Annotated in this window: 14 protein-coding genes; 11 read left to right on the top strand and 3 right to left on the bottom strand. The window is 74.4% G+C overall.

All coding sequences use genetic code 11. The features are described 5' to 3' along the window. Positions 1-73 precede the first annotated feature (73 nt). The 10 genes from IE109_RS04755 to IE109_RS04710 all read left to right on the top strand — a co-directional run bounded on the left by IE109_RS04755 (position 74) and on the right by IE109_RS04710 (position 10,559). The gene (locus IE109_RS04755; RefSeq protein WP_189549350.1) at positions 74-1,516 is read left to right on the top strand and encodes an NCS2 family permease; all 1,443 of its coding nucleotides are present in this window, start codon (positions 74-76) and stop codon (positions 1,514-1,516) included. Positions 1,517-1,556: 40 nt separating this feature from the next. Further along, entirely contained in the window at positions 1,557-2,696 is a 1,140-nt protein-coding gene (locus IE109_RS04750; RefSeq protein WP_189549348.1) for an XdhC family protein, read from the top strand. 204 nt (positions 2,697-2,900) lie between these two features. Continuing rightward, positions 2,901-3,998 (top strand): glutamate--cysteine ligase 2, encoded by a 1,098-nt coding sequence (locus tag IE109_RS04745; RefSeq protein WP_189549347.1) that lies wholly within the window; start codon positions 2,901-2,903, stop codon positions 3,996-3,998. An 84-nt stretch (positions 3,999-4,082) separates the two neighbouring features. After that, positions 4,083-4,850: a phosphodiesterase gene (locus IE109_RS04740; RefSeq protein ID WP_189549344.1), complete on the top strand. Its 768-nt coding sequence runs from the start codon at positions 4,083-4,085 to the stop codon at positions 4,848-4,850. A gap of 28 nt (positions 4,851-4,878) precedes the next feature. Next, positions 4,879-5,040, top strand: a complete 162-nt coding sequence (locus IE109_RS04735) for a hypothetical protein (protein WP_189549343.1) — start codon at positions 4,879-4,881, stop codon at positions 5,038-5,040. 114 nt (positions 5,041-5,154) lie between these two features. Then, positions 5,155-5,634, top strand: a complete 480-nt coding sequence (locus tag IE109_RS04730) for a DUF5709 domain-containing protein (RefSeq protein WP_189549341.1) — start codon at positions 5,155-5,157, stop codon at positions 5,632-5,634. Next, on the top strand, positions 5,634-6,227 hold the full coding sequence (locus tag IE109_RS04725) for a 2Fe-2S iron-sulfur cluster-binding protein (RefSeq protein ID WP_189549339.1): 594 nt from the start codon (positions 5,634-5,636) through the stop codon (positions 6,225-6,227). Before IE109_RS04730 ends, IE109_RS04725 begins: the two co-directional genes overlap by 1 nt. Beyond that, positions 6,224-7,216: an FAD binding domain-containing protein gene (locus IE109_RS04720; RefSeq protein WP_189549337.1), complete on the top strand. Its 993-nt coding sequence runs from the start codon at positions 6,224-6,226 to the stop codon at positions 7,214-7,216. Before IE109_RS04725 ends, IE109_RS04720 begins: the two co-directional genes overlap by 4 nt. Before the next feature lie 15 nt (positions 7,217-7,231). After that, a complete protein-coding gene (locus tag IE109_RS04715; RefSeq protein WP_189549335.1) occupies positions 7,232-9,367 on the top strand; it encodes a xanthine dehydrogenase family protein molybdopterin-binding subunit in 2,136 nt (711 codons plus the stop codon). Between the two features lie 256 nt (positions 9,368-9,623). Continuing rightward, positions 9,624-10,559 carry a glutaminase gene (locus tag IE109_RS04710; RefSeq protein ID WP_189549333.1) on the top strand — a complete coding sequence of 312 codons (936 nt, stop codon included), beginning with the start codon at positions 9,624-9,626 and terminating at the stop codon, positions 10,557-10,559. 18 nt (positions 10,560-10,577) lie between these two features. On the opposite strand, the gene IE109_RS04705 is transcribed toward IE109_RS04710, so the two are convergent. Continuing rightward, positions 10,578-12,230 carry an IclR family transcriptional regulator domain-containing protein gene (locus IE109_RS04705; RefSeq protein ID WP_189549331.1) on the bottom strand — a complete coding sequence of 551 codons (1,653 nt, stop codon included), beginning with the start codon at positions 12,228-12,230 and terminating at the stop codon, positions 10,578-10,580. 313 nt (positions 12,231-12,543) lie between these two features. Between IE109_RS04705 and ctaD the strand changes: the two genes are divergently transcribed. After that, entirely contained in the window at positions 12,544-14,286 is a 1,743-nt protein-coding gene (gene ctaD / locus IE109_RS04700) for an aa3-type cytochrome oxidase subunit I (protein ID WP_189549329.1), read from the top strand. Positions 14,287-14,292: 6 nt separating this feature from the next. Here ctaD and IE109_RS04695 read toward each other — a convergent pair whose 3' ends face one another. Both IE109_RS04695 and IE109_RS04690 read right to left on the bottom strand, forming a co-directional pair. Next, a complete protein-coding gene (locus tag IE109_RS04695; RefSeq protein ID WP_189549327.1) occupies positions 14,293-14,943 on the bottom strand; it encodes a phosphoribosyltransferase in 651 nt (216 codons plus the stop codon). 318 nt (positions 14,944-15,261) lie between these two features. Further along, positions 15,262-15,765 carry a GNAT family N-acetyltransferase gene (locus tag IE109_RS04690; protein ID WP_229890552.1) on the bottom strand — a complete coding sequence of 168 codons (504 nt, stop codon included), beginning with the start codon at positions 15,763-15,765 and terminating at the stop codon, positions 15,262-15,264. Positions 15,766-15,835: the final 70 nt, after the last annotated feature.

Raw genomic sequence — 15,835 nt, 5'->3', positions numbered from 1 at the left:
CGCACCATCCCAAATCCCGCAGTCTTTGCCCCCGGGCATGCGGGTGCCCCTTTGAACCTTGGGAGTAGGCACCATGACCCAATCGTCAGTGGAGCCGAAGACCGTCGCCGAAGACGCGGGACCCGGTTCCCGCGTCCCCGCCGGGCGGTCTTGGCTCGACCGGTACTTTCACATAACCCACAGAGGATCGACGGTCGCGCAGGAAGTGCGCGGCGGCATCACCACCTTCATGGCGATGGCCTACATCCTCCTGCTCAACCCGCTGCTGCTCGGCGGTCCGGACGCGGCCGGTGACAAGCTCAGCCAGCCCGCCCTCATCACCGCCACCGCTCTCGCCGCGGCGGTCACCACTCTGGCGATGGGTTTCATCGGCAAGGTCCCGCTCGCCCTCGCGGCGGGCCTGAGCGTCGCGGGCGTCATCTCCACCCAGGTCGCCCCGGACATGACCTGGCCGCAGGCCATGGGCATGTGTGTCATCTACGGCGTCGTGATCTGCCTCCTGGTGGTCACCGGCGTCCGCGAGATCATCATGAACGCGATCCCGCTCGCCCTGAAGCACGGCATCACCATGGGCATCGGGCTCTTCATCGCGATGATCGGCTTCGTCAACGCCGGCTTCGTCGGCAAGGGCGAGGGCGGCGGTCCCGTCACCCTCGGGGTCGGCGGCTCGCTCGCCGGCTGGCCGGTCGCCATCTTCTCCTTCACCCTGCTGCTGATCTTCATGCTGCAGGCCCGCAGGATCCCCGGAGCGATCCTCCTGGGCATCGTCGTCGGCACCATCGTCTCCGTCACCGCCACCGCGACCGGACTCATCGACGAGGCGGCATGGGCCGGCAAGGCCCCCGTCCTGCACGGCAGCGTCGTCTCCATGCCGGACTTCTCGCTCTTCGGGATGGTGGAGTTCGGCGGCTGGGAGAAGCTCGGCTACACCACCGTCTCGATGATCGTCTTCACGCTGGTGCTGGCCGGCTTCTTCGACGCCATGGCGACGATCATCGCCGTCGGCCAGGAGGCCAAGCTCGCCGACGCGCAGGGCCGTATGCCGGGCCTGAGCAAGGCCCTGTTCATCGACGGCGCCGGCGGCGCGATCGGCGGTGTCTCCGGGGCCTCCGGGCAGACCGTCTTCATCGAGTCCGCCACGGGTGTCGGCGAGGGCGCGCGCACCGGCCTGTCGGCCTCGGTCACCGGCCTGTTCTTCGCCGCGTGCCTGTTCTTCACCCCGCTCACCCAGCTCGTGCCGGGCCAGGTGGCCTCGGCCGCCCTGGTCGTCATCGGCGCGATGATGCTGCAGAACGCCCGGCACGTGGACTGGACCGACTGGTCCGTCGCCGTCCCGGTCTTCCTGACGGTCGTGCTGATGCCGTTCACCTACACCATCACCACCGGTGTCGGCGCGGGTGTCATCGCGTACTGCGCCATCAAGGCCGCACAGGGCAAGTGGCGCGAGCCGAGCGTCCTGATGTGGGTGCTCTCCGCGGTGTTCATCTTCTACTTCGCCTCGGGTACCGCGCACTGACGGGACCCCTCACACATTCGTCGTCTGCAAGGAGGCCGACATGCTGGACATCGCCGAGGAGCTGCACCGGTGGGTCGAGCAGGGACGTGACTTCGCCGTCGCCACCGTGGTGGCGGTCGGTGGCAGCGCGCCCCGGCAACCGGGTGCCGCGCTCGCCGTCGACAGCGAGGGCACGGCCATCGGGTCGGTCTCCGGCGGATGTGTCGAGGGGGCCGTGTACGACCTCTGCCGACAGGCGCTCCAGGACGGCGGGACCGTCCTGGAGCGCTTCGGCTACAGCGACGAGGACGCCTTCGCGGTCGGCCTGACCTGCGGCGGCATCATCGACATCCTCGTCACCCCGGTCCGCGGCGGGGTGATCCCCGCCGCGCTCGAAGCCGCCGCCGGAGACCGGGCGGCGGCTCTGGCCAGGATCACCGACGGCCCGGCCGACCTGATGGGCCGCGCCCTGCTGGTCCACCCCGACGGCTCCTACGAGGGCGGTCTGGGCGGCCACCCGGAGCTGGACCGCACGGCCGCGGGCGAGGCCCGCGCCATGCTCGACGCCGGCCGCACCGGCACGGTGGCCATCGGCGAGGACGGCTCGCGCTGCGGGCAGCCGCTCACCCTGCTGGTGGAGTCCAGCGTGCCCGCCCCCCGCATGATCGTCTTCGGGGCGATCGACTTCGCGGCGGCGCTGGTACGGGTGGGCAGGTTCCTCGGCTACCACGTGACCGTCTGCGACGCCCGCCCCGTGTTCGCGACGCCCGCCCGCTTCCCCGAGGCGGACGAGGTGGTCGTCCGGTGGCCGCACGAGTACCTGGCCGACACCGAGGTGGACGGCCGCACCGTGTTGTGCGTCCTCACCCACGACGCCAAGTTCGACGTCCCGCTGCTCGAACTGGCCCTCAAACTCCCCGTCGCGTACATCGGCGCGATGGGATCCCGCCGCACCCACCAGGACCGCAACCGGCGCCTGCGCGAGGTCGGAGTGACGGAACTCGAACTGGCCCGGCTGCGCTCCCCGATCGGCCTCGACCTCGGCGCCCGCACGCCGGAGGAGACCGCCCTGTCCATCGGCGCGGAGATCGTGGCGGCCCGGCGCGGTGGCAGCGGCGTGTCCCTGACGGGCGCCCACACCCCGATCCACCACGACGGCCCCGACGCCGCCCCGGCGGGACGCATCGGCTCGGTCGCCTGACCCGCCCGCGCCCACCGCCCGTACACCGGCGACGAGTTCCGGCCCGCGGGGGAAAAGGCGCCGGAGCGGATCCGGCCGGTGGCGTCGGGAACCCGCCAGATCCCGGGCACGGGCCCCGCGGACCGGTGCGCGCGGACCGCCCAGCCGGGATGATGGTGCGTCCCGCGCGGTCCCCGCCGGACGCGATCGGAAGGGTGGTTTCCGTTGCGCACTGTCGGAGTGGAAGAGGAACTCCTCCTGGTGGACCCGCGGAGCGGTGAGCCACGCGCCCTGTCCACCGCCGTGCTGGCCGCCGCCACCAGGGAGAGCCGGGGCAGGGCCCACGCCTTCACCAAGGAGCTCCACGGACAGCAGGTCGAGTTCGCCACGCACCCGCAGACCGGCATGAAGGAGCTCGCCGCCGAGATCGAACGCCGGCGCGCCGAGGCCGCACGGCACGCGGCCGGCGCCGGCGCCGCCGTGGTGGCCCTCGCCACCTCGCCGCTGCCCGCCGGCCCGGCCATCACCGAGGGCCGGCGCTACCGGTGGATACGCGAGCGGTTCGGCCTCACCGCCCTGGAGCAGCTCACCTCCGGGTGCCACGTCCACGTCGCGGTCGAGTCCGACGAGGAGGGCGTGGCGGTCCTGGACCGGATGCGGCCCTGGCTGTCCGTCCTGCTCGCGCTGAGCGCCAACTCCCCCTTCTGGCAGGGCTGCGACAGCGGATACAGCAGCTACCGCAACCGGGTCTGGGGACGCTGGCCCTCGGCCGGGCCCGTCGAGGTCTTCGGCTCGGCCCGCCGCTACCACCAGCAGGTGCGCGACCTGCTGGACACCGGCATCCTCCACGACGAGGGGATGGTGTACTTCGACGCCCGGCTCTCCCGCACCTACCCCACCGTCGAGGTCCGCGCCGCCGACGTCTGCCTCGACGCCTCCACCACCGTGCTGCTCGCCGGCCTGACGCGCGCCCTGGTGGACACCGCCGCCCGCGAGTGGCGCGAGGGCGAGCCCCCCGCCCGCCACGGCGTCGGCGTCCTGCGGGCCGCGACCTGGCAGGCCGCCCGCTCCGGCCTGGACGGCGACCTGGTCCACCCCCTCACCATGCGCCCCGCCCCCGCCGACCGGGTCGTGCACGCCCTCTTCTGCCACGTCGAGAAGGCCCTCGACGAGAACGGGGACCACGCGCTCGCCCGTCAGGGCATCGCCGACCTCCTCCACGGTGGCAACGGCGCCCGCGTCCAGCGGGACCTGCTGCGCCGCACCGGCAGCCTCCGCGAGGTCGTCGCCGCCTGCGTACGCCGCACCCAGGAAGGCCGGTGACCACCGCCGGACCGGCCCGACACCCCGGGTCTGGGCCCCGCCCCGGCGGGGTACCCGGTGCTCCCCGACACGGAAGGAGCCGGTGTGGCGATCGACAAGCGGGCCTTCGACGTGGCGCGCCGCCTGGCCCGGCGGCGCTCCGCACCCGCCCTCCACCCGCGGGGCCTGGTCTGCGCCGGGGTACTCGACGTGCCGGGTACCGGCGGCGGTGCCCGGTGGGGCGTACCGTTCCTCGACCAGGTGGGGGAGTACGCCGTGACCCTGCGCTGGTCGCGGGCCGCCGGTCTGCCGGCGCGGTGGCCGGACGGCCTGGGCCTGGCGCTCCGGGTGCGGGACGCGGGCGGGCCGGACATCCCGCTGGACCTGCTGATGACCTCCAGCGGCACCGGCCGGCTGCTGCGCCACCTGCCCCTGCCCCGGCGTGACGCCCTGGGCGGGCCCTACTCCACCCTGCTGGCCTACCGGACCGGCGACCGGGAGCGGGTGATCGCGGCGTTCCCCGCCCGCGAGGGCCGTACCGGAGTGCCCGGCCACCCCGACGCGCTGCGCCGCGCGCTGGACCGCGGCCCCCTCCGCCTCCGGCTGTGCGCGGCCGCCCCGCACGAGCCCTGGCGCACCTTCGCGACCCTGACCGTACGGGGCCCGGAGTCGCACCCGAGGGCCGCCGTGCCCGCCTACGACCCGTACCTCCACGCACTGCCCGGGCTGCGCCCCACCCACCGGCTGCGCGACCTGCGCACCGCCGCCTACAGCGGGTCACGTCACGGACGGGACGCGGTCCTCGCGGACGGGCATGATCCGGCGTCGCCGGGGCAGATGCCCGGGCGCCGGGACCGCCCCGGCGCCCCGTAGCAGCCCGCGCCCAAGGAGACCCCTCGTGATGCCGCACCGCTCCGCCGCCTCGCCGATATACGACCGCCTCGTCGACGAGCACGGGGACGTGCTCGGCGAGGCGAGAAAGCTCGCCGAACTCACCCACCGGGAGGCCGAGCGGCTCCTGGCCTGGGACCTGTCCGCCACCGGGGCGGACCGGCCGGAGTAACCCTCCGGCGGCCCTCGCGATCCGGCCGCCCGGAATGCCGGGATGTGTGACCTGATCCAGGCTGGATACGCGATCAGCAGACGAGATCACGGAACAGCAAACGGGAGCGAGGCCATGGACACCGAGAGCGCGATGGGGGACAACGTCTACCAGCCCGACGACACCGAGGGCCGGGAGGACGACGGCATCCTCGACGCCGAGGACACGCTGACGGACCGGGAGGCCGACCCCTACGACGAGGGCTGGTCCCCGCCCGAGCGCCCCCTCGCCGTCGAGCACGTCGGCACCACCGCCCGCGAGCAGCGCGAGGGCGAGACCCTCGACCAGCGGCTCGCCGAGGAGGTGCCCGACCCGGCCCTGGCGGAGCCCGACGACTCCAACGGCATCGGCGACCTGCCGGGCGGTGACGGCGAGCCCATCGACGACCAGGTCGGCCGTGAGCGCTCCGGCCGTCTCGTCGCCCCGGACGAGGGCGTCCGGGAGGACGACGAGAAGGACGTCGTCGCCCGGGACGTCGGCATCGCGGGTGCCGCCGCCTCCGCGGAGGAGGCCGCCATGCACACCGTCCCCGACGAGGCCGACGAGACCCTTTGATGAGCACCGCGCACCCGCCCCAGGACCGCGCCGGTACCCCGGACGCCGGCGACGGGCACCCCGACGGAGCCGCCCCGACCCGGTCCCGCGTCACCTTCCGGGTGAACGGCGAGCCGGCGGACCTCACCGTCGACCACCGGGCCACCCTGCTCGACGTGCTGCGCGAGGACCTCGGGCTGACCGGGGCCAAGAAGGGCTGCGACCACGGGCAGTGCGGGGCGTGCACCGTGCTCGTCGACGGGCGGCGCGCCAACAGCTGCCTGCTCCTTGCGGTCGCCCAGGACGGGGCCGAGGTCATCACCATCGAGGGCCTGGCTGCAGGGGACGAACTGCACCCGCTCCAGCAGGCGTTCCTCGACCGGGACGCCTTCCAGTGCGGCTACTGCACCTCCGGCCAGCTCTGCTCGGCCGTGGGCATGTTCGCCGAGGCCGCCGCCGGGCACCCCTCCCACGTCACCGACCCCGCCCGGCCCGCCGGCCGGGGCCCGGTGGAACTCACGCCCGCGGAGATCCGCGAGCGGCTGAGCGGCAACCTGTGCCGCTGCGGTGCCTACCCCCACATCGTCGCCGCCGTCGAGGACGTGACCCGGTGAAGCCCTACGGATACGTGCGGGCGCGAAGCGTCGAGGAGGCCACCGCCGCCCACGCGGCCCACCCGGGGGCGCGCTACCTCGCCGGCGGCACCAACCTCGTCGACCTGATGAAGCACGGCGTCGAGACCCCCGGCACCCTCGTCGACGTCAGCCGCCTGCCGCTCGACACCGTCGAGGAACCACCCGGCGGGGGGCTGCGCGTCGGAGCGACCGTACGCAACAGCGACCTGGCCGCCCACCCCCTGGTACGCGAGCGCTACCCCGTCCTGTCGCAGGCGCTGCTCGCCGGGGCGTCGGGCCAGCTGCGCAACATCGCCACCACCGGCGGGAACCTGCTCCAGCGCACCCGGTGCCCCTACTTCCAGGACACCGGGACGCCCTGCAACAAACGCGCCCCCGGCACCGGCTGCGCCGCCCGCGAGGGCGTCCACCGCGACCACGCCGTCCTCGGCCACTCCCCGCACTGCGTGGCCACGCACCCCTCCGACATGGCCGTCGCCCTCGCCGCGCTCGACGCCACCGTCGAACTGCGCGGCCCCGACGGCGAGCGCACCGTCCCGGTGACCGAGTTCCACCGGCTGCCCGGCGACCACCCCGAGCGGGACACCGTCGTCCGGCCCGGCGAGCTGATCACCGCGGTCGTCCTGCCGCCCGGCACGGCCGGCCTGCCGTCCGCGTACCGCAAGGCACGCGACCGAGCCTCCTACGCCTTCGCGCTCGCCTCCGTCGCCGCCGTCCTGGACGTGGCCGGGGACGGGACCGTACGCCATGTGGCGCTGGCCTTCGGCGGCCTCGCCCACCGGCCGTGGCGCGCCCGGCTCGCCGAGACCGCGCTCCTCGGCGCCGCACCCACCGAAGACGCCCTCGCCCACGCGGTGGAGGCCGAGCTCGGCCTCGCCCAGCCGCTGCGGGACAACGCCTTCAAGGTGCCGCTCGCCCGCAACCTGGCCCACCGGGTCCTGTCCGAACTGGCGGCCGACCGCCCCTGAACCGAAGGTCCAGCGATGCACTCCACCCGCGCCCGGGTGCCCGCCGCGCCCGCCCCAGCCCTCGGCGTCGCCACCGAGCGGATCGAAGGACGCGACAAGGTCACCGGCACCGCCCGCTACGCCGGCGAGCACGCCCGCACGCCGCCCGACTGCGCCTACGCCTGGCCCGTTCCCGCCACCGTGGCCCGCGGCCGGGTGACCGCCGTCGACACGGCCGGGGCCCTCGCCCTGCCCGGCACCCTCGCCGTCCTCACCCCCGGCACGGCACCGCGCCTGGGCGAGTCCGACGACCCGACGCTCGCCGTCCTCCAGGACGACGCCGTACCCCACCGCGGCTGGTACGTCGCGCTCGCCGTGGCCGAGACCCTGGAGGACGCCCGGGCCGCGGCGCAAGCCGTCCGCGTCACCTACGCCACCGAACCCCACGACGTCACCCTCACCGAGGACCACCCGGACGCCTACCGGCCAGAACAGGCCGGCGGCCGGCCCGCCCTCCGGGAGCGCGGCGACGCCGGAGGCGCGTTCACCGCCGCGCCCGTCCGCGTGGACGTCACGTACCGCGTCCCGCCGCTGCACAACCACCCCATGGAGCCGCACGCCGCGTTCGCGCGCTGGGACGGCGAGGGCGACGGGGCCCATCTGACGGTGTACGACTCCAGCCAGGGCGCCGACCCCGTCCGCACGGCCCTCGCCGCCCTCTTCCGGCTGCCCGAGGACCGGATCACGGTGGTGTCCGAGCACGTGGGCGGAGGCTTCGGCTCCAAGGGCACCCCGCGCCCGCACGTGGTGCTCGCCGCGATGGCCGCCCGCCACACCGGCCGCCCCGTCAAGCTCGCCCTGCCGCGAGGCCACCTCGCGGCGGTCGTCGGCCACCGCGCGCCGACGATCCAGCGGGTCCGGCTGGGCGCCGAACACGACGGCACCCTCACCAGCCTCAGCCACGAGGTCACCACCCACACCTCCCGCGTCAAGGAGTTCGTCGAGCAGGCCGGCCTGCCCGCCCGGGTGATGTACGCGTCGCCGCACAGCCTCACCGACCACCACGTGGTGCCCCTCGACGTGCCGACCCCGTCCTGGATGCGCGCCCCGGGCGAGGCCCCCGGCATGTACGCGCTGGAGTCGGCCATGGACGAACTCGCCGGTGCCCTCGGCATGGACCCGATCGAGCTGCGCGTCCGCAACGAGCCCGCCACCGAACCGGACAGCGGCCTGCCCTTCAGCAGCCGCGGCCTCCTGGCGTGCCTGCGCGAGGGTGCCCACCGGTTCGGCTGGGCCGACCGCGACCCGCGCCCCGCCGCGCGCCGCGAGGGCAGGTGGCTCACCGGCACGGGGGTCGCCGCCGCCACCTACCCGGTGCTGGTCTCCCCGTCCACGGCCGCCGCCACCGCCCGCCACGACGGCGGCTACGACATCACCGTCAACGCCACCGACATCGGCACCGGTGCGCGGACCGTCCTCGCCCAGATCGCCGCCGACGCGCTCGGCGTCGCCGTCGGGTCCGTGTCGATCGGCATCGGCAGCACCCGCCTGCCGCGCGCCCCGCTGGCCGGCGGGTCCTCCGGCACCGCCTCCTGGGGCTGGGCCGTGCACCGCGCCTGCACGCGCCTGGCCGAGCGGCTGGCCCGGCACACCGGACCGCTGCCGGCCGAGGGCGTCACCGCCGTCGCCGACACCGCCGAGGAGGCCGGACGGACGCCGCCGTTCGCCCGGCACGCCTTCGGCGCCCACTTCGCGGAGGTCCAGGTCGACACCGGCACCGGGGAGGTGCGGGTGCGGCGACTGCTCGGCGTGTACGCCGCCGGGCGGATCCTCAACCCGCGCACGGCACGCTCCCAGTTCATCGGCGGCATGGTGATGGGACTCGGGATGGCGCTGACCGAACACAGCACCGCGGACCCGGCCTTCGGCGGCTTCGCCGAGCGGGACCTCGCCTCCTACCACGTACCGAGCAACGCCGACGTGCCGGACGTCGACGCCCACTGGATCGACGAGGACGACCCCCACCTCAACCCCATGGGCAGCAAGGGCATCGGCGAGATCGGCATCGTCGGCACCCCCGCCGCCATCGGCAACGCCGTGCACCACGCCACCGGCGTCCGCTTCCGCGAGCTGCCGCTCACCCCCGACCGCGTACTGCCGGCCCTCGCCTAGGGCCTGTCTTTCGGATCATGCCGGGCTCGCGGGGGTCTGGCACGCACGCTCGCCGCGTTGTCGTCGGTCGCCAACGCTCCGCGTTGGCTCCCTCCTCCGCCTTGCGATCGCGCGCCAGACTCCGCTCCCTGGTCCGGCCTGACCGAAAGACAGACCCTAGGGCGTGTCTTCTGGGTCACGCCGCGGATGCGCCGGCCAGGGCACCCGAGCCCGGCAAGATCCGAAAGACACGCCCCAGCCCTTAGGGTGGGCCACCGTGTCACCTTCCTTCCAGCCCGTCACCGACTTCCGGCCGGTCCTCGACCGCATCGCCGCCGACATCGCCGACACCCCCGGCCGGGGCCGGCCCGCCGACTACATCCCGCTGCTCGCCGAGGCCGACCCGGGCCGCTTCGGGATGGCCGTCGCCGAGCTGGACGGCACGGTGTACGGGGTGGGGGACTGGCGGCAGCCGTTCTCGGCCCAGTCCATCACCAAGGTGTTCACCCTGGCGCTCGTCCTCTCCATGGACGGCGGGGCGCTGTGGGAGGGCGTCGGCCGCGAACCGTCCGGCAACCCGTTCAACTCCCTGGTCCAGCTGGAGTACGAGAACGGCATCCCCCGCAACCCGTTCATCAACGCGGGCGCCCTCGTCGTCACCGACCGGCTCCAGACCCTGACCGGCGACGCCTCCGGGACGCTGCGGGACTTCCTCCGCGCCGAGAGCGGCAACGCGGCGCTGGACTTCGACGAGCGGGTGGCCGCCTCGGAGTCCGCGCACGGCGACCGCAACGCCGCTCTGGCGCACTTCATGGCGTCGTACGGCAACATCGCCAATCCCGTGCCCGACCTGCTCGGCCAGTACTTCCGCCAGTGCTCGGTGGAGGCGTCCTGCGCCGACCTGGCCCTGGCGGCCGGGTTCCTGGCCCGCCACGGCATCAGGGCCGACGGCTCGACGCTGCTCACCCGCAGCCAGGCGAAGCAGATCAACGCGGTGATGCTGACGTGCGGGACGTACGACGCCGCCGGCGACTTCGCCTACCGCGTCGGCCTGCCCGGCAAGAGCGGCGTCGGCGGCGGCATCATCGCCGTCGTGCCAGGCCGCTGCACCCTGTGCGTCTGGAGCCCGGGCCTGGACCGGCGCGGGAACTCGGTGGCGGGCGTGGCGGCCCTGGACCGCTTCACGACCCTGACGGGGCTGTCCGTCTTCTGACCACGGCCTCGCCTCCGGTCACGCCGTGGCGATCCGGGTGAAGCGGCCCGCGACCCGCAGGTCGGCCTCCACGCGGTCCGCCGCCGCCCGCAGCTCCGGGAGCAGTTCGTCCACGCACTGCGCGGGGGTGCGGCGGACGCTGTGCATGGCGACGTTGACCGCCGCGACGACCGTCCCGGCACGGTCGCGAACCGGCACGGCGAGGGAGCGCAGCCCCTCCTCCAGCTCCTCGTCGACCAGGGCGTACCCCGACCGGGCGACGGTGTCCAGGACGGCGGCGAGCTCGCCGGGATCGGTGACGGTGTGCGGGGTCAGCGGGCGCAGACCGGTGCGGGCCAGCCGCTCCGCCCGCTGCGCCGCGGGGAGGGCGGCGAGCATCACCCGGCCCATCGAGGTCGCGTACGCCGGGAAGCGCGTCCCGACGGTGATGTTGACGCTCATGATGCGGCTGGTGGCGACCCGGGCGGTGTACTGGATGTCGTCGCCCGCCAGCACGGCCAGCGACGCCGAGTCGTGCACCCGGGTGGCCAGCGCCGCCAGGTGGGGCGCGGCGACGGCGGCCAGGGTGGTGCGGGACAGCGGGGGATAGCCGAGGTCCAGGACGCGCGGGGCCGGGCGGAACGTCCGCTCGTGGGCCGTGACGTACCCGAGGTGCTTTAGGGTGATCAGCGCGCGGCGCGCGGTGGCCCGGGCCAGGCCCGTCGCCTCGGCGACCTGGGTGAGCGTCAGGGCGTCCCGGCCCTCGCCGAACGCGGTCAGCACGGTCAGCCCGCAGGCCAGTGACTCGATGAAGCCCCGGCCCAGTTCCTGCTTGGACGCCCCGGTCCAGGCGGCCAGCGCGCCGGGCGGCGCGGCCGGGGCGGCCGGCCGGGCGTCGCGCAGCTCGCGCTCCATGTCGAGGACGGCCGCTCGCAGCCGGGGCAGCGCCGTGTCCCGCAGCGACGCGGCGCCGTGGCGGCTGGTGTGGCTCACCGCGCTCACCGCGCACGCCACCCGCCCGTCCGGCCCGTGCACCGGTACGGCCAGGGCGACCAGGCCGGGCTCGATGCGCTGGTCGTCCAGCGCCCAGCCGCGCTCGCGCGCCTCGGCGGCCCGTCCCCCGAACCCCTCGCCGTACGGCTCGGCCGGCGGCGGTACGGAGGGGAAGTCCCGGCCCTCGGGGTCGGCGGCCCGGTGCTCGCGCCACCGCGTCCACTCCGCCGCCGTCCAGTCGGCGGCGAACAGCGTCCCGGGGGCGGTGCGTTCGGCGGGCAGCAGGTCACCGATGCGGAAGCTGAGGGACATCGCGCGGCGCCGGGTCGCCTGGTGGACGAAGCGGATGCCGTCCCGGTCGGCGACCGCGAGGGACACCGACTCGTCCAGTTCGTCGGCGAGCGCGTCGGCGCGGGCGCCGAGCAGGTCGGGGAGACGGATCGCGGCCAGGTAGGCGTTGCCCAGCTCCATCAGGCGCGGGGCGAGGGTGGCGTCGTGGCCGTCGAGGCGGACGTACCCCATGCGCGCCAGGGTGGCGGTGACGCGGTCGACGGTGGCGCGGGCCAGGCCGGTCGAGCGTTCCAGCTCGCTGAGGCGACGCGTCCCGCCGGCACGGGTGAGCGCGCGCAGGACCGCGACGCCGCGCATGAGGGGGGCGACGGCCTCGGGCGGCGGCTGCGCGGGACTGGTGGCGGTCATCGGATCTCCGTCGCTCGGGTCGGGCCGTGGGGCGTGAACAGGACGGGCGCCGGGCGCACTCCCGCCCAATGTGAAGTTTACTTCGCTGGACGAACAGGACCGCCGCCGAGGCCCCACCGCACCGGCCTGCCGTTCGTGGGCGCCGGCCGGCGCCTCCGCCCCGGCCGGCGCTGGCCAATACGAGTGACGTGACGAGCGCCGTACGGGTGCAAACGGGGTGGCGCCGGGGCCGGACTGCGTAGCGTTTCGGCAGGCGGCAAGGGGGTGCTTTGCCGCGTGTCCTGCCCGTGCGTGTACGAGGACGAGGATTCGTATGGTGACGACGACGGAGCCGGTCACCCCGGTACCGGTGGCACGACGAGGCCGGGGGCACGTCGTGGTGACGTGGCTGACCACCACCGACCACAAGAAGATCGGGCACCTCTACCTGGCCACGTCGTTCGCGTTCTTCCTCGTCGCCGGCGCGCTCGCCCTGCTGATGCGGGCCGAACTCGCGCGTCCGGGCCTGCAGCTGATCTCGATGGAGCAGTACAACCAGGCGTTCACCCTGCACGGGACCCTGATGCTGCTGCTCTTCGCCACCCCCACCTTCGCGGGGTTCGCCAACGCCGTGATGCCGCTGCAGATCGGCTCGCCGGACGTCGCGTTCCCACGGCTCAACATGTTCTCGTACTGGCTCTTCCTCTTCGGCGGCCTCATCGTCATCGGCAGCCTGCTGACGCCCGAGGGGAGCGCCGACTTCGGCTGGACGGCCTACACGCCGCTCAGCCGCGAGGAGCGCTCCCCGAGCCTCGGCGCCGACCTGTGGATCATGGGGCTGGCGCTCTCCGGCTTCGGCACGATCCTCGGCGCGGTCAACTTCGTCACCACGATCATGTGCATGCGCGCCCCCGGCATGACGATGTTCCGCATGCCCATCTTCACCTGGAACGTCCTGCTCACCTCGGTCCTGGTGCTGCTGGCCTTCCCGGTGCTCGCCGCCGCCCTGCTGTGCCTGGAGTCCGACCGGCGCTTCGGCTCCCACATCTTCGACCCGTCCAACGGCGGAGCCCTGCTGTGGCAGCACCTCTTCTGGTTCTTCGGCCACCCCGAGGTGTACATCCTGGCGCTGCCGTTCTTCGGCGTGGTGACCGAGATCCTGCCCGTCTTCTCCCGCAAGCCGCTCTTCGGCTACATCGGGCTGATCGGCGCCACCATCGCCATCACCGGCCTGTCCGTGGTGGTGTGGGCGCACCACATGTTCGCCACCGGCGCCGTTCTCCTGCCGTTCTTCTCCTTCATGAGCTTCCTCATCGCCGTGCCCACCGGGGTGAAGTTCTTCAACTGGGCGGGCACGCTGTGGAAGGGCTCCCTGACGTTCGAGACCCCGATGCTGTGGGCCATCGGGTTCCTCGTCACCTTCCTCTTCGGTGGCCTGACCGGCGTCATCCTCGCCTCACCGCCGATGGACTTCCACGTCACCGACTCGTACTTCGTCGTCGCCCACTTCCACTACGTGCTCTTCGGCACGATCGTCTTCGCGATGTTCGCCGGATTCCACTTCTGGTGGCCCAAGATGACCGGCACCATGCTCGACGAGCGCCTCGGGAAGATCCACTTCTGGACCCTCTTCGCCGGCTTCCACACCACCTTCCTGGTGCAGCACTGGCTCGGCGCGGAAGGCATGCCCCGCCGCTACGCCGACTACCTCGACGCCGACGGGTTCACCGCCCTCAACACCGTCTCGTCCCTCGGCTCGTTCCTGCTCGGTCTGTCCACGCTGCCGTTCCTCTACAACGTCTGGCGGACCGCCCGGTACGGCGAGCGCGTCGACGTCGACGACCCCTGGGGATACGGCCGCTCACTGGAATGGGCGACCTCCTGTCCGCCGCCCCGCCACAACTTCACGACCCTGCCCCGCATCCGCTCCGAGTCGCCCGCCTTCGACCTGCACCATCCGGAGATCGCCGAGGTGGAGAAGGCGCAGACCGGCGGCCGGCGCGACGTCCTCGAACCCGGCCGGGGCATCGCCTCCCCGCCCGGCGGGCCCGACGAACGCGGGGAGGGGCACGCCTGACCGGCGTCAGCCGCCGTGCGCGGCCCGCAGGGTCCGCAACACCTCGTCATCGGTGAGCTGGGCGAAGTCGTCGTACCACTGCCCCACCGCCTCGAAGCGCGGCGGCCGGTACACGTACACGATCTCGTCGGCCTCCCCGGCCAGCGCCTCCGTCGCCTGCGACGAACACACCGGCACCGCCAGCAGCAGACGGGCCGGGGAGGCGGCCCGCACGGCCCGCAGCGCGGCCCGCGCCGTCACCCCGGTCGCCAGTCCGTCGTCCACCACCACGACGCTCCGCCCGCCGAGCGCGGGGGCCGGCCGGCCGCCCCGGTACAGCTCCTCACGGCGGCGCGCCTCCCGCCGCTCGGCGTCCACCCGGTCGCTCAGCCGCCCGGGGGTCAGGCCGAGCACGGTGAGCGCCCGCTCGTCGAAGACCGGCGGCTCCTCGCCCACCAGCGCCCCGATCCCGACCTCCCGGTTGAACGGCGCGCCGATCTTGCGGACGACGAGCACGTCCAGCGGCGCCCCCAGCGCCCGGGCGACCTCGTCGGCCACGGGTACGCCCCCGCGCGGCAGCGCCAGCACCACCGGGTCCGCCAGCAGGCCCAGCCGCTGCCGCTCGACAAGTGGGGCGGCCAGTTCCCGCCCGGCCTCCCTGCGGTCCTGGAAACGCATCGCGCCGCCTCGCCTCCGTCTCGCGGACTTCCCCGGACGGACGGGTACCGCCGGAGCGGGCCGTGACACCCCCGCCGCGGGGCCGGCCACCGGGAGACCGGCCCCCGGCCGGGTCCCGGCGGCGGAGGCGCTCGCCACGCCCCGGGGGGTACGGAGGCGTCGCCGGGGCCGGAACCCGCGTCGGCCGCCCGGACCCCGCGACAAGCGGTGTCCGGACCCGGCGACGAGGCAGGGCGTGGGGGTCACCGCGCCCCGCCGGCCGCCGGGACACCGGTGAGCCGGCGGCCGGCTACGGCCACCGGCGGGACCGGCTCGCCGTCACCGCGGGGAAGCGGCGGCTCCGGCGCGGAAGCGGGCCGTCGTCCCGTCCTCGTTCCAGCGCTCCAGCCCCGCCTTCTCCAGGACCCGCACCGATGCGGGGTTCGTCAGCTCGACCGACGCGCACACCGTGTGCACGCCCGGAGCGGTCAGGCCGTGCGCGACCATCGCCCGGGTGGCCTCGGAGGCGTAGCCCCGGCCGCGGCGGGAGGCGACGACGCCGTACCCGACCTCCAGCACGCCGTCGGACGGCGGCCAGAACAGGCCGATGGAGCCGACGACGAGGCCGCCGGCCCGTTCGGTGATCAGGCGCTGGCCGTACGCGCCGAGGCTTTCGGGGTGCTCGGCGGTGAAGCCCGCGATGACGCGGTCGCCCTCGGCGGGGAAGTCCCGCGCCCAGTGCGGGAGCCGGGTGCCGCCGAGCACGGCGCCCAGGTCGTCGGGGGACCACGTCCGCAGCACGAGGCGGTCGGTGAACAGATCGGTGGTGGGAAGGGAAGACACGCGACACTCCTGGTCGGGGTGGGAGGACCGGGTCGCGTTTCCGCGAGGCTACCGCCGCGCGGCGACCCGG

The sequence above is a fragment of the Streptomyces lavendofoliae genome, assembly GCF_014649735.1.
Lineage (GTDB): Bacteria > Actinomycetota > Actinomycetes > Streptomycetales > Streptomycetaceae > Streptomyces > Streptomyces lavendofoliae.
This window is presented reverse-complemented; position numbering and strand designations above follow the sequence as displayed.